Below are 13,734 nucleotides of genomic sequence, written 5' to 3' on the forward strand. Positions count from 1 at the left end.
ACTACACCTCCCTTTAAAAGAGGGAGGGAATCATTGGAGAGACGCTTATGTTTGAATACTTAATTGTTGCTGTATTGGTGCTGTGGAGTACTATCGTTGTCTTTAAAAAAGTGTTCCCTCAGACTGCGAACTCTGCATTTTTAGGACTATCGAATATCTGCCAGCAATTCGGCTGGAATAGTTTGGCAAAATGGCTTAAACCCAAAGTGGTAGTAGGCTGTGGTGGTAGTTGTGGATGTGCTGTCGATGAAAAAAATGACAGCAAAACTACTGAAGCTGTGCAAACAGTGAAATGGCGATAATAAACAAAATGATAAATACCCATATTTGATATGGGTATTTTTTTATGCTGAAAAAATAAAATAGATCTAAATAAAAGAAGTTTTAAAAAAGAAGATGGTTTTGAATTTAATTAAGCTAAAACTTCATTTATGAAGCTTCATAAACCATGAAGAAATCGAAGTGGCTAAGGATCGCTTCTGTTTTACTCACTGACACAAAAAAGACGGAATAAAACTAAAACTGAAAAAGCATTTAAAACAGTAAAGTGCTAACATTTTTGCCATTCTGTGATCTGTAATCAAATGGGGCAAAAATGTTAATACAACGTGGTGGATTAAAAGTTGTGGCTGGCTTGGGAATCTCTGGCGTATCAGCTGTAAACTTTCTACATGGACAGGGCTACCAAGTTGCAGTAACAGACTCTCGAGAGACTCCACCGGGTCATGATCAAATTCCTGCTGGCGTTCGAACGAGCTTTGGGAAATTAGATACAGAGCTTTTGCTACAAGCGGAAGAAATTATTTTAAGTCCAGGACTTGCGCCACAGCTTCCAGAAATTCAACAGGCAATTGAGGCGGGTATTCCTGTTGTAGGTGACATCCAACTTTTACGCCGTGCAACGGATGTGCCAATTATTGCGATTACTGGTTCCAATGCAAAAAGTACTGTAACGACTTTGGTTGGCTTAATGGCAGAAGATGCGGGTAAAAAAGTTGCTGTAGGTGGAAATCTTGGTCGTCCTGCGCTTGATCTTTTGCAAGATCAGCCTGAGCTGATTGTTTTGGAGCTTTCAAGTTTTCAGCTTGAAACGACTTCGCATTTAAATGCAGAAGTTGCAGTTGTGCTTAATATGAGTGAGGATCACTTGGATCGTCATGGTGACATGTTGGGTTATCACAAAGCTAAACATCGTATTTTCCAAGGTGTGAAAAAAGTGGTGTTTAACCGTGATGATAATCTCAGTCGTCCGCTGGTTCCAGATGTTACGCCAATGCAAAGTTTTGGTCTCAATGCGCCTGATCTAAATCAGTATGGTGTACTTCGTGATGCAGACGGTACAATGTGGTTGGCACGAGGCCGTGAACGTTTATTGAAAACTTCTGAAATGTATATTCAGGGCATGCATAATGTCGCGAATGCTTTAGCATGTTTGGCATTAGGCGAAGCAGTTGGTTTAGATATGCAATCGATGCTGAACACATTAAAAACCTTTAAAGGTTTGGAGCATCGCTGTGAGTTTGTGAAAACAGTCGATAACGTCCGATATTACAACGATTCTAAAGGTACCAATGTTGGTGCAACGCTCGCTGCGATTGATGGTTTGGGCGCTGCGATTGAAGTAAAAAAAGGTAAACTTGCATTGATTCTAGGTGGGCAGGGTAAAGGTCAAGACTTCCGTCCATTGCGTGATGCGATACAAAAATATGTCAAAAATGTCATTCTGATCGGTGAAGATGCCGCGATAATTGAGCAAGCCATCCAAGGTACAACAATCATTCAGCATGCTGATACGCTCAAAGCTGCTGTTGAGCTTGCTCAAACAGTTACGCAAGCTGAGGATGTTGTTTTACTCTCGCCAGCTTGTGCTAGCTTTGATATGTTCAAAAGCTATAATGATCGTGGACATCAATTCGTGGCATGTGTAAATGCCTTGAATGAAAATAAAAACTAGGAACTGAAGTATGGCTGATTTAGCCCAAAATACAGTGCAGAAGATTTCACGATTATTTAATCGGTTGCCTAAACTTCCTGCTGAAATGACACCACGCAATATTCTGATTTTTTGTGTGATTTCTTTACTTTGTTTTGGTTCTGTCATGGTGGCATCGGCATCTATGCCTTATGCAGAGTATATTCATGAGAATCCATTTTACTTCTTGATCCGTCATGGTATTTCAATTGTTGTTGCAGCTGTCGTTGCTTTTTTGACGTATCGTGTTTCTTTAAATATCTGGTTCAAAAATGCCTTCCCTTTATGGTTGGTTACCATGGTGCTGTTATTGGCAGTTTTGGTTGTAGGCACAGAGGTCAATGGTTCGCATCGTTGGATTAAAGTCGGTGGCTTTACTTTACAGCCGACAGAAATTGCCAAAATCGTTATGGCTATTTTCACGGCAGATTACGTTGTGCGCCGTGCGAAAGAGGTTAGAACGCATTGGAAAGGCTTACTTCGTCTAAGTGGTGTGATGGCACTTACGGTTGGTTTTATCGTGGCAGAGCCAGATCTAGGGGCAACCGTTGTTATTGTTTTAATGATGGTGGGTGTGTTCTTCTTGGCTGGCGCACCTGCAACCCAGTTCTTAATTATGCTTGGTGCAATTCTCGCAGGGATTAGTGCACTGATTATCTTTGAGCCTTTCCGTTTCCAGCGTCTTATTTCATTTACCAACCCTTGGGCTGACCCATTAGGTGTTGGATATCAGTTATCCAATGCATTGATGGCATTTGGTCGTGGTGAATGGTTTGGTACGGGGTTAGGTCATAGTGTGCAAAAACTTTCCTACCTTCCTGAAGCACATACCGACTTTATGTTGGCTGTTTTAGGTGAGGAGTTTGGATTCTTCGGCGTAACGACAGTGATGGTTTTGTCATTTACTATGTTGGCATGCTGTATTCGCATCGGACATCGTGCCTTACAACATAACTACCTGCGTGCAGGTTATTTGGCTTATGGAATCAGCATTATTTTCTTACTGCAAATTCTGGTGAATGCGGGCATGAATATGGGTTTAATGCCGACTAAGGGTTTAACGTTACCATTCATTAGTTATGGTGGTACATCTCTGATGATGTGTGCTGCGATGATTAGTCTGATTTTAAAAATTGATGCGTCAACGCAAGAGTTGAATCCAGTGAAAGAAGAATCAAACTTCTAATCGCATTAAATTCAAAAAGCCCTGAATTCAGGGCTTTTTTATTGCTTATTGATAGATGTCATTTAAATAAATGCCTTTGGGAATACGTTCTACATCCCATTGTTGAATAGCTTGTTGTAGCATTATTCGAGGTTGATCGAGCTCAACCATAGACTGACCTAAGGCAAGAATTGCTGCACTAAGTAATTCAGGTGCTTTATTGATGTCTAAGGCTTGAGCGAGATTCTGCTTTGATAATTTTTGGCCTTGACCATTCATTGCCAATGGGAGATGCATATAGCTTAACTTGGGATAGTCAAGTAATGACCCAAGCCAAATTTGTCGAACAGTATTGTCGAGTAAATCTGCGCCACGAACGACATGCGTGATCTTTTGTAGATAATCATCTACAACGACGGCAAGTTGATAACTGATAATGCCATCTCGTCGTTTTAAGACAAAATCACCGAGATCATATTTTAAATTTGAGCATTGTTGACCTTGTAAGCGATCATCAAAACAAATCTGTTGATCTGATACTTTTAGGCGAATGGCTTGTTGCTCAAAATCGAGATTCAAATCACGGCAAGTACCGACATAGATATGATTTGAGCCCAACATTTTCCGTGTGCATTGGCAAGCGTAAATGTCTTGTGATTGCTTGAGTTGTTCAAGCACTTGCTCATAAATATCTAAACGGTCTTTTTGAAAAATAATTTCGGCATCTGGTTCGAATTGAAATGCATCAATACAAGACAGAATATGCGTTTCACTATTTGGATAAATACGAGGGATATCTGTATCTTCGATACGAACCAACCATTTACCATGGTTGGCTTTAGCATCACAATAACTCGCAACGGCTGTTAGCAGCGAGCCAAAATGCAAAGGGCCAGTTGGCGAGGGTGCAAATCGTCCGATATAAGACATAAAGATTGAATGGTCGTGTTTTTTAATTCTCCCCCAGACCCCTCCTTTATAAAGGAGGAGAGTACTCAAACATTATAAATTTTCAGTACTCCTCCCTTTTTAAAGGGAGGCCGGGTGGGATTATTAACCGTTATTTTGCTTTTCTTTGATTTCAGCCAAAGTTTTGCAATCGATACATTGAGTTGCTGTTGGTCGAGCTTCTAAGCGACGCAAACCAATTTCGATACCACAGGTTTCGCAGAAACCATAATCACCGCTTTGAATTGTTTCAAGAGATTGTTCGATTTTACGAATAAGTTTGCGCTCACGATCACGTGTACGTAGCTCAATCGCAAACTCTTCTTCTTGAGTTGCTCGGTCATTGACATCAGGTAGTGCACTTGATTCATCTTGCATTGTATTCAATGTGCGATCAACTTCAGACATTAACTCAGCTTTCCATGCATTTAGGATTTGGCGGAAATGCTCAAGTTGTCCATCAGACATGTATTCTTCATTTTTTTTCGGCTGATAAGGTTCGATTCCAAACAAGCTAGCAGTTGTACCGCCTTCAGAAGCTTTTGGTTTGGTTTTGCGTACACGTTTTACAGTCGATTTTTGATCGTCGATCACTGCTGTCTGTTCGTCCAAGACTTGATTTTGGTTGTCATTCGCCATATAGGGCATTCCTCATCATACACGTACTATCTATACGCAAAAAATATGGTGATATGCAAGTGTTTTTATAGAAACCGAAGATGGTTTTTCCCATCAAGGGTCGACATCATATAGAGTTTTTGAGCAAGATGGTAGTCATTCCTGTCTAGATTTCGTGAGAAATCTAGGATGTGATTTGTAATCAAAAGTTTAGTCATAGCCTAAAACTTCAGAACTACTCATCCGCTGCGAATTTGATAGTCTATAGACTTGAGTTTCTATTTCACCATTGGATTTAAGTCGGATATAGCGATAACCAGGGTGTTCTTCGTCTAAAGCAAATTTGTCACTTTTTGGCTTAAACTGGATGCATGTCGAAGGTGTAGATAAGAATTCTACGCCTTGCCAAGTATTGATCGAATCCTGATGCACATGCCCACATACAATTGCTTTAACATTATTAAATGGCTCGATCGTCTCTAATAAATCAGAAGAATTTTTGAGTTTATGTTGATCAATCCAAGCTGATTGCATTGCAAACGGATGATGGTGACATGCAATAATCACATAACAATCTTTTAACTCAGTTAGTAATTGAGTGAGTTGCTGTAATTGAATGTCTGCAATTTTCCCATCGATACGTTCTGGTTGCGCGCTGTTTAATAAAATGATGCGCCAGTTACCTACTTCAACAACGGTCGGTTTGGTCGGTTCTGTTTCATGAAATGGAAAATAGGCTACATCGTCATGATTTCCCGGTGTATGAAAAAATGGAATTCCCAAGGTATTCATATGTTCGAGATAACGATGGTACGTCACGGGTGTTGGATTTTGTGCTAAATCACCAGTATGGACGATTAGGTCAATTTCAGAGTGCTGTTGGCGCATCAAGTCGATTACTGCACGGAAACTTTGCTCAGGTTGCATCCCGACAAATTCCAAATGCGGATACTCTAATAAGTGTGTATCGGTAATCTGTACCATCACAAAATCTTTTTGTGATAATGTTGAGACTTGAAAAGTCACAGTCTTACCCCCTTCAGATTTTTATCGTTGTTGTAAATGTTGAGCAAGCCACTGTAATGCCATGATCACAGGTGCATTTCTCAAACGCCCGTTTTTTAATAAGAGTGTTAACTCAGAATAATCAAATAAATGAAGTTGAATATTTTCGCCTTCATCTGGCATACCAAAGATTCCACCTGTTAAAGGTAGATCTACTTCTGCCACATAGAGATGAAAGAATTCTGAACATGCGCCAGCAGAAGGGTAGAAGCTAAATAAATGTTGTAATTCTTTTATTTCACAACCTGATTCTTCTAAACTTTCACGGCGAATACATGTTTCAGGAGATTCATCTCCATCAAGTACACCAGCAATCACTTCAAGTTGCCATGCTGATTCAACGTCATTCAACGCACCAATACGAAATTGTTCTATCAATGCAAAGCGCTGTTGTTGATCATCATATAATAAAACGCCAGCGGCTTCTGGACGATGTACGAGTTCACGTTGAATCAAAGGTGAATAATCCGAGCGATTAAATAATCGATGTCGAATATTTACTTTCTCAACTTGAATGAATCCTCGAAATAAAAACTCTCGAGATTCTATCGTAACGTCGGATGCTGAATAGCTGGCGTGGTCAAGAATGGTCATCTTCAATCAGGATGAGATTGTACATATCTCATCCTAACCGAGAATGATTCGCGGGAAAATCTTTTTTTAGTCGATTTACACTTTGTGGTACAGTTTTTGACCATGTTCCTGATAAGCGGTTTTCATGGCATTGAGACCTGCTTCAACATCTGTTTCTGCATCATTTGACTGCTTGGCATTGTGTTGATTTTGAGCATAATCTCGCACATTTTGTGTGATTTTCATCGAGCAGAATTTAGGTCCGCACATTGAACAGAAATGCGCTGATTTATGTGCTTCTTTCGGAAGTGTTTCATCATGCATACTGCGTGCTGTATCAGGGTCTAAGCTCAGATTGAACTGATCATCCCAGCGGAACTCGAAACGTGCTTTAGATAAAGCATTGTCACGAACTTGAGCACCCGGATGACCTTTGGCTAAGTCGGCTGCATGAGCTGCAATTTTATAAGTAATGATGCCATCTTTAACATCTTTCTTATTTGGCAAACCTAAGTGCTCTTTCGGCGTGACATAGCAAAGCATCGCTGTACCATACCAACCAATCATCGCAGCACCAATCGCAGAGGTAATATGGTCATAACCCGGAGCGATATCTGTAGTGAGTGGTCCAAGCGTATAGAACGGCGCTTCTTTACAGACTTCAAGTTGTAGATCCATATTTTCTTTGATCATATGCATTGGCACATGTCCCGGACCTTCGATCATCACTTGTACATCATGTTCCCATGCACGATGTGTCAATTCACCCAGCGTTTTAAGTTCACTAAATTGTGCTTCATCATTGGCATCTTGAACACAACCTGGGCGTAACCCATCCCCTAAGCTGAATGACACATCATAAGCTTTCATGATTTCACAAATTTCGTCGAAATGCGTGTAGAGGAAGTTTTCTTCATGATGCGCTAAGCACCATTGTGCCATGATTGAACCACCACGAGACACGATGCCAGTAAGGCGATTCGCGGTCATTGGTACATAATGAAGTAACACACCCGCATGGATTGTAAAATAGTCTACGCCTTGCTCGGCTTGCTCAATCAAGGTGTCTTTAAAGATTTCCCATGTGAGATCTTCAGCAACGCCGTCGACTTTTTCCAAAGCTTGATAAATCGGAACCGTACCAATTGGAACTGGCGAATTTCGGATAATCCATTCACGTGTTTCGTGAATATTCTTGCCAGTCGATAAGTCCATAATGGTGTCAGCGCCCCAACGGGTTGCCCACGTCATTTTAGAAACTTCTTCATCAATCGAAGAGCCAAGTGCTGAGTTACCAATATTGGCATTAATTTTAACCAAGAAATTGCGACCAATAATCATTGGTTCACATTCTGGATGGTTAATATTGGCAGGAATAATGGCACGACCCGCAGCAATTTCTTGACGGACAAATTCAGGCGTAATCTCTTTTAGATTCTGTGCACCAAAGTTTTGACCTTCATGTTGACGCATATCAACACCTTCAGATTGACGCTGATTTTCACGAATCGCAATATATTCCATTTCAGGCGTGATGATACCTTGTTTGGCATAGTGCATTTGCGTGACATTCTTTCCAGCTTTGGCGCGGCGAGGATTTTGAATATGTGCAAAGCGAATGTCTGCGGTACGAATATCTTTTAAACGCGCTTGACCAAACTCAGAGCTTAACCCTGTCAGTACATCGGTATCTTGACGTTCTTCGATCCACGTTTGGCGGACAGAAGGTAAGCCTTTATTAAGGTCGATTTCGATGCTTGGGTCAGTATAGACACCAGAGGTGTCATAGACCATCACAGGTGGATTATGTTCACCGCCTAAGCCTGTTGGTGTTTCAGTCAAACTAATTTCACGAAACGGAACTTGGATGTCAGGGCGAGAACCTTCAACATACACTTTGCGCGAAGCAGGTAATATACGGGTTAAATCTTTAGCGTCTTGCTCATGTTGAGCAGAAATATCAGCAGGGGAAAGATTCGTTAATTGGTTCATGGCATGATCCTTATGTATGGCATTAACGAATCAAGCACGACCAAAAACAATGGCGGATTTATCTCTATGATAAATAAAGGCTAAGTTTTTTGTTGGGCTTGATTCCTACGCAGGTGTTAACCTGATCAGGTTCAACGGTACTCATCTTTAAATCCAGAGGTGTGACCTCAGTATTAAGACAATCTCAGCAGTTTGTTAACTGCGCTCCGTCAAGCAATGTCCAAAGCTTAGCAGATTTAAAAAAAAATGCTTGTTTAATTCTCGTCAAATTTGAATGCAAATCGCATCAACGTGACAGTCTTTTTGACGCTCCTTTTCCCAAGGTGAGGAAAGCTGCAATAACGATTTTAATTGCTCATATGGATTCGGTGTTTCATGACTCTCACTTGTTGCTGAAGTCTCATGAATGTCTGAGTCACTGACAATTTGAAACTTCTCAGATCGCTGCTCTATTGGTGTCGCGATAAAATCCAAGAATTTTTGTGCAGTAGAAGCAAGGTTGGTGTCTGTGCGTTTTGCTAAGGCTTTAATTGAGGCTAAGGCATCTGGATCAATCCATTTATTTGGAGCAAACTCATCCGAAACAGGGCTATTGTCTACTCCTAGAAAGATCAGGTAACGATACTCGTCTAGTAAACTTTGAGCATCTGTTTTGAATTTAGCGTTTGGATATTGTTTTAAGTAGTTTTCCCAAAACAATGCTCGATTCACTAATTCATTCCAAGAAATAGTTAATGCAGCATCGTTGTAGAGAATATCTTGGTTATCCTTTGCCATTTGTTTGACAAACCGCTGTTGGTCTATAGGTAAAGCGGGAGCGAAAATATCAAGGATATATTGAGGCTGTCTTCGATATTCAAAAACACCTTCACCAATATATTGAAACTCAATATAGGCTTGACCTTGATGTTTGAGTAAATATTGATCTCTCTTTGCTAATTTTTTAAATAGCTCCTGACTGCCCACTTGGATTGTTGATGTGCGATGGTCTGGATGATTATTTTCGTTATCTAAAATGCTATATGAGTACTCTGAAAGCGCATCCAAACTTTTCGCATCTGCATCCGAATCCAAGAAACGTTTGTACATTTTTGTTGAATCATCTAACCATTTTAATTGTTGTGTATTGTCAGCTTGAGTCATACATTTCTTTAATTGAGTATTAACCTGAGTGAGTGACTCAACGGTACTGCTACGGCCAATCTTTTCAATATTTTGGCTCAAACTTTGACATTCATGATTTGTTGATTTGCTTTTAACTGAAGGTTGTTTTTGTTGCTGCTCGTTTTCAATAGCATTTTGGGGTGTTTTCTGACATCCTGTGATGAAGACGGTGCATAACAAACATATGTTGAAAATACGCATCATAAAGTTCTTTATCTATTTCTATATTGTTGTGTTGACGTGATTATAATGACAAGTTTATAAACATGAAATCTAGCGATTGATTGTCATAAAACTTTCATCATTATTATGTTTTAATCACCAATCATTTTTCCATGTGTCTAGTGGAGGCATACTGTGAGTCCAAGTAATCCTGTGTTAAGTCACCATATTTCTTCACAATTTAATGAAGACTTACAAGCTGTGCACACTAAATTTATGACAATGGGGGGATTGGTTGAACAGCAGGTTGCCAATGCAATTCATTCTTTGCTCGATACAGATGCAAATTTAGCAATCGACGTTCAATTTAAAGATAATACGGTCAATCAATATGAACGTGATATTGATGAGGGTTTGACTTTAATTTTGGCACGTCGTCATCCAGCTGCAATCGATTTGCGTATGGTGATTGCGATGAGCAAAGCCAATACCGATTTAGAGCGTATCGGCGATGAAGCTGCAAAAATTGCACGTATTGCACAAAACCTTTGTGAGGAAGGTGAGTCTCCTCGTGGTTATATGGAAACGCGTCATATTGGCAACCAAGTCCGTGTCATGATCCATGATGCACTAGATGCTTTTGCTCGTTTAGATGTGGATCAAGCGCTCAAAGTTGTTATGGCAGATGCTGATATTGACCGTGAATATCAATCTGCAACACGTACCTTGATGACTTATATGATTGAAGATCCTCGCCATATTTCGCGTGTGATGAATGTGATGTGGGTGTTGCGTGCGCTTGAGCGTGTTGGTGATCATGCTCGTAATATTTCTGAACAAGTCATTTATATGGCGAAAGGGATGGATGTTCGTCATACCAGCATTGAAGAGATTGAGCAGAAAGTAAATCAAAAATAATTGGAAAATGAAAATAATATCGAGCCGTAGATTATTCTGCGGCTTTTTTTATCGGTAAATTTAAAATAAAAAAATCCCAGACTTCGGGGGAAAAGTCTGGGAGAGAAATATCATGCATTACGTGAGATATCGGTGTATCTCTTTGTCTTTCTGAATACAAATATAGATCGAGTTGATTTAAGTGTCATGTAGACAAGTGTGTATACTCTGTAATGCTTTATTACTAGTGTAAATATCACGTAAAAAGAGAGCTGAAAAACAGCTCTCTTTTTACCAGTAAAATTAGACTAAGTGCTTATTTTTGCTCAGTCCAACCTTCTGCTTTCTCAACGCTTTCATCATTGTTGAAGAATTTCTCACGTTGCTCTTCAAGGAATTTTTTTGCATCAGGTTCAAACACATTTAAGCGTTTTTCATTGATGAGCGTGGTTTGGTGTTTTAGCCATTCCTGCCAAGCCTGTTTCGATACAGTCTCAAAAAGCTCTTGACCCTTTGCTCCTGGAAAAGGTGCAAAGTCTAAGCCCTCTAATTCTTTTTGATACTTACGGCAAAATACTTGTCTAGTCATCATAAATCCTTAAGCGTATAGCTGTTCTAGGCGAGTGTGTGCACGAGCGATTGCAGCTTCAACTTGTTTAGGTGCGGTGCCACCAATGTGATCACGCGCATTCACAGAAGCTTCTAAGGTGAGTGCTTTATCGAACACATCTGCTGTAATGAGATCAGAGAACTGTTGAAGTTGTTCAAGTGTTAATTCAGATAAATCTTTCTCTTCGGCAACACCGAGCGCAACAGCCTTACCTACGATTTCATGTGCATCACGGAAAGCAACACCTTTCTTCACAAGATAGTCAGCAAGGTCTGTTGCTGTGGAGAAACCACGTAATGCAGCTTCACGCATAATTTCAATATTTGGTACTAATGCTGGCACCATGTCAGCAAACGCCATCAATGAACCACGGACAGTATCAATCGCATCGAATAGTGGCTCTTTGTCTTCTTGGTTATCTTTGTTATACGCCAAAGGCTGACCTTTCATGAGTGTCAGTAAGCTAATTAAATCACCAAAAACACGACCAGATTTACCACGTACTAACTCAGGAACATCTGGATTTTTCTTCTGTGGCATGATTGATGAGCCAGTACAGAAACGATCAGGAATGTTGATGAATTTGAACTGTGCTGAAGTCCATAAAATGAGCTCTTCAGACATACGTGATAAATGCATCATGATTAACGACGCTGCTGCATTAAATTCAATTGCAAAGTCGCGGTCAGAAACTGCATCTAATGAGTTTTCTGAAACAGCTTCAAAGCCTAAAAGTTCTGCAGTATAGGCGCGATCAATCGGGTAGGTTGTGCCTGCCAAAGCTGCTGAGCCGAGAGGCATACGATTGACACGTTTGCGACAGTCTTGTAAGCGCTCAGTATCACGTACCAGCATTTCAAACCAAGCTAATAAGTGATGACCAAAAGTTACAGGCTGAGCTGTTTGTAAATGCGTAAAACCAGGCATGATGGTATTGGTATTTTGGCTTGCTAAGCTGAGAAGGCCTTTTTGTAAACGTAGCAGCAAACCTAAAATGTCATCAATTTCATCACGTAGATATAAGCGAATATCTGTTGCAACTTGGTCATTGCGACTGCGACCTGTATGAAGTTTCTTACCTGTAATGCCAATACGTTGAGTCAGACGCGACTCAATGTTCATGTGCACGTCTTCTAGGTCAATGCGCCATTCAAAGTTACCCGCTTCAATTTCTGCTTTAATCGTCGTTAAACCTTGAATGATGTCATCACGTTCAGCTTCAGTAAGTACACCGACTTTAGCGAGCATCGTTGCATGTGCAATTGAACCAGCAATATCTTGTTTATAAAAACGTTGGTCAAATTGCACAGATGCTGTAAATTCTGCAACAAAAGCATCTGTTGCTTCAGAGAAGCGACCGCCCCACATACCAGAGGTTTGATTAGGGCTTGCTGAAGATGAGGATTGAGAAGATGTGGTCATGGCGGCTCAGTAAAATAAAAAAGAGTATAGCAAATCCAAACGCAGTTGCCGAAACTCGACGTAAGAAGTTATCGCAATCTCGTCAGATGAATTCATCAGGGTCTTATTTTTTTACGAAAATTGGCCAATGGCAACACTTATTAGAATTAATTGTTGCAAGTAACGTTTTAGCGATGGTTTTAGCGCTTGCAGAAGCACGCTCGTGGGAAGCATTAGAATGGCTTCGATTTTTACAATTCATGTTTTTTATTAACTGGGTGATTTTATCTTTTTCTGCGCTTGTGGATTATTTCCAAGAATTTTTTGCCAAATTTAGCCAGAAAGTTGCATTAACACTTGGTTTTCTTTTACTTCAGATGATTGTGTTATTTACTACTTGTGCGGTGAATATTATTCAATTTTGGGCGACACGTTCGAGTCAGTTCTCTGAAGAAATTCTGTTTCATGGTGCGAGCTTGCATTTGGGCTATGGAGTCTTGCTAGGTGCATTCTGTTTGCGCTATTTATATATGCGGGAACAATGGCTTAACCAGCAGTACAGTGAGCTGAATGCGCGTATTCAGGCAATGCAGGCTAGAATCCATCCACATTTTTTATTTAATAGTTTAAATAGTGTGGTGAGTTTGATCGCGATTGATCCTGATAAAGCCGAAAACATGCTAATCAATTTATCGCGGTTATTTAGAGCGAGTTTTCAAGAATTGAAATTGGTGAGTTTGGATGAGGAAATTGACCTCTGTCAGCAGTATTTAAGTATAGAAAAAATGCGTTTGGGTGAGCGTTTAAATGTAGAATGGAACATACAAGCGACACCAATTGAATTAAAACGGGTGACGATTCCATTATTAACGTTGCAACCTTTGCTAGAGAATAGTATTTTTCATGGGGTGGAATCGGTTTTGCAGCCATCTACAATCAGCGTATTGGTTGAAATATTGCAAAATCAAGTCAGTATAGTCATTACTAACCCTTATTCTCACGATAAAATAAAATCGAGAAAAGGGAATGGTATTGCGATAGAAAATGTGGAACAACGCTTGAAAGCTTATTATGGGCGGTCGGTGAAGTTTCAGGTCTATGGGGGAGCGTCCTTATATACGACTGTGGTGAGTTACCACTATCGAGTAAAATAATAAGTCGAGTTAA

The 13,734-nt window shown here is 40.2% G+C and carries 13 protein-coding genes and 1 riboswitch; of the genes, 5 read left to right on the forward strand and 8 right to left on the reverse strand.

Annotated features, from left to right (window positions below):
* The first annotated feature begins 47 nt into the window (after nucleotides 1-47).
* The 3 genes from IO68_RS27430 (at nucleotide 48) to ftsW (ending at nucleotide 3,158) form a co-directional block, all read left to right on the forward strand.
* The gene (locus IO68_RS27430) at nucleotides 48-302 is read left to right on the forward strand and encodes a DUF6587 family protein (protein WP_023013645.1); all 255 of its coding nucleotides are present in this window, start codon (nucleotides 48-50) and stop codon (nucleotides 300-302) included.
* A gap of 293 nt (nucleotides 303-595) precedes the next feature.
* Nucleotides 596-1,954 (forward strand): UDP-N-acetylmuramoyl-L-alanine--D-glutamate ligase, encoded by a 1,359-nt coding sequence (gene murD / locus IO68_RS27435; protein ID WP_023013646.1) that lies wholly within the window; start codon nucleotides 596-598, stop codon nucleotides 1,952-1,954.
* Between the two features lie 10 nt (nucleotides 1,955-1,964).
* Nucleotides 1,965-3,158, forward strand: a complete 1,194-nt coding sequence (gene ftsW, locus IO68_RS27440; protein ID WP_004876364.1) for a putative lipid II flippase FtsW — start codon at nucleotides 1,965-1,967, stop codon at nucleotides 3,156-3,158.
* Between the two features lie 45 nt (nucleotides 3,159-3,203).
* On the opposite strand, the gene gluQRS is transcribed toward ftsW, so the two are convergent.
* The 6 genes from gluQRS to IO68_RS27470 all read right to left on the reverse strand — a co-directional run bounded on the left by gluQRS (nucleotide 3,204) and on the right by IO68_RS27470 (nucleotide 9,557).
* On the reverse strand, nucleotides 3,204-4,067 hold the full coding sequence (gene gluQRS / locus IO68_RS27445; RefSeq protein ID WP_023013647.1) for a tRNA glutamyl-Q(34) synthetase GluQRS: 864 nt from the start codon (nucleotides 4,065-4,067) through the stop codon (nucleotides 3,204-3,206).
* A 123-nt stretch (nucleotides 4,068-4,190) separates the two neighbouring features.
* On the reverse strand, nucleotides 4,191-4,724 hold the full coding sequence (dksA, locus tag IO68_RS27450) for an RNA polymerase-binding protein DksA (protein ID WP_004876369.1): 534 nt from the start codon (nucleotides 4,722-4,724) through the stop codon (nucleotides 4,191-4,193).
* A 189-nt stretch (nucleotides 4,725-4,913) separates the two neighbouring features.
* The gene (gene cpdA / locus IO68_RS27455; RefSeq protein ID WP_004876370.1) at nucleotides 4,914-5,729 is read right to left on the reverse strand and encodes a 3',5'-cyclic-AMP phosphodiesterase; all 816 of its coding nucleotides are present in this window, start codon (nucleotides 5,727-5,729) and stop codon (nucleotides 4,914-4,916) included.
* A gap of 21 nt (nucleotides 5,730-5,750) precedes the next feature.
* Nucleotides 5,751-6,362: an NUDIX domain-containing protein gene (locus IO68_RS27460; RefSeq protein WP_004876374.1), complete on the reverse strand. Its 612-nt coding sequence runs from the start codon at nucleotides 6,360-6,362 to the stop codon at nucleotides 5,751-5,753.
* A gap of 75 nt (nucleotides 6,363-6,437) precedes the next feature.
* Nucleotides 6,438-8,333, reverse strand: coding sequence for a phosphomethylpyrimidine synthase ThiC (gene thiC / locus IO68_RS27465; protein WP_023013648.1), 1,896 nt, complete (start codon nucleotides 8,331-8,333; stop codon nucleotides 6,438-6,440).
* A gap of 85 nt (nucleotides 8,334-8,418) precedes the next feature.
* Nucleotides 8,419-8,552, reverse strand: a riboswitch (TPP riboswitch).
* A gap of 45 nt (nucleotides 8,553-8,597) precedes the next feature.
* A complete protein-coding gene (locus tag IO68_RS27470; protein ID WP_227502891.1) occupies nucleotides 8,598-9,557 on the reverse strand; it encodes a hypothetical protein in 960 nt (319 codons plus the stop codon).
* 297 nt (nucleotides 9,558-9,854) lie between these two features.
* On the opposite strand from IO68_RS27470, the gene phoU reads away from it, so the two are divergent.
* Complete coding sequence (phoU, locus tag IO68_RS27475) at nucleotides 9,855-10,577, forward strand: phosphate signaling complex protein PhoU (protein WP_004876380.1); 723 nt, start codon at nucleotides 9,855-9,857, stop codon at nucleotides 10,575-10,577.
* 295 nt (nucleotides 10,578-10,872) lie between these two features.
* On the opposite strand, the gene IO68_RS27480 is transcribed toward phoU, so the two are convergent.
* Together IO68_RS27480 and argH are read right to left on the reverse strand one after the other, a co-directional pair.
* Nucleotides 10,873-11,145 (reverse strand): oxidative damage protection protein, encoded by a 273-nt coding sequence (locus tag IO68_RS27480; protein ID WP_004876381.1) that lies wholly within the window; start codon nucleotides 11,143-11,145, stop codon nucleotides 10,873-10,875.
* 9 nt (nucleotides 11,146-11,154) lie between these two features.
* Nucleotides 11,155-12,588 (reverse strand): argininosuccinate lyase, encoded by a 1,434-nt coding sequence (gene argH, locus IO68_RS27485; RefSeq protein WP_007480183.1) that lies wholly within the window; start codon nucleotides 12,586-12,588, stop codon nucleotides 11,155-11,157.
* Between argH and IO68_RS27490 the strand changes: the two genes are divergently transcribed.
* The gene (locus tag IO68_RS27490) at nucleotides 12,579-13,721 is read left to right on the forward strand and encodes a sensor histidine kinase (RefSeq protein WP_023013650.1); all 1,143 of its coding nucleotides are present in this window, start codon (nucleotides 12,579-12,581) and stop codon (nucleotides 13,719-13,721) included. The two genes, argH and IO68_RS27490, sit on opposite strands and share 10 nt — an antisense overlap.
* The last annotated feature ends 13 nt before the right edge of the window (nucleotides 13,722-13,734 follow it).

The sequence above is a fragment of the Acinetobacter sp. COS3 genome (genome assembly GCF_000475335.1).
Taxonomy (GTDB): domain Bacteria; phylum Pseudomonadota; class Gammaproteobacteria; order Pseudomonadales; family Moraxellaceae; genus Acinetobacter; species Acinetobacter venetianus.

Coding starts and splice junctions, on each gene's coding strand:
- IO68_RS27430 (WP_023013645.1), top strand. CDS start 48: ATGTTTGAATACTTAATTGTTGCTGTATTGGTGCTGTGGAGTACTATC.
- murD (WP_023013646.1), top strand. CDS start 596: ATGTTAATACAACGTGGTGGATTAAAAGTTGTGGCTGGCTTGGGAATC.
- ftsW (WP_004876364.1), top strand. CDS start 1,965: ATGGCTGATTTAGCCCAAAATACAGTGCAGAAGATTTCACGATTATTT.
- gluQRS (WP_023013647.1), bottom strand. CDS start 4,067: ATGTCTTATATCGGACGATTTGCACCCTCGCCAACTGGCCCTTTGCAT.
- dksA (WP_004876369.1), bottom strand. CDS start 4,724: ATGGCGAATGACAACCAAAATCAAGTCTTGGACGAACAGACAGCAGTG.
- IO68_RS27460 (WP_004876374.1), bottom strand. CDS start 6,362: ATGACCATTCTTGACCACGCCAGCTATTCAGCATCCGACGTTACGATA.
- thiC (WP_023013648.1), bottom strand. CDS start 8,333: ATGAACCAATTAACGAATCTTTCCCCTGCTGATATTTCTGCTCAACAT.
- IO68_RS27480 (WP_004876381.1), bottom strand. CDS start 11,145: ATGACTAGACAAGTATTTTGCCGTAAGTATCAAAAAGAATTAGAGGGC.
- IO68_RS27490 (WP_023013650.1), top strand. CDS start 12,579: ATGTGGTCATGGCGGCTCAGTAAAATAAAAAAGAGTATAGCAAATCCA.
- argH (WP_007480183.1), bottom strand. CDS start 12,588: ATGACCACATCTTCTCAATCCTCATCTTCAGCAAGCCCTAATCAAACC.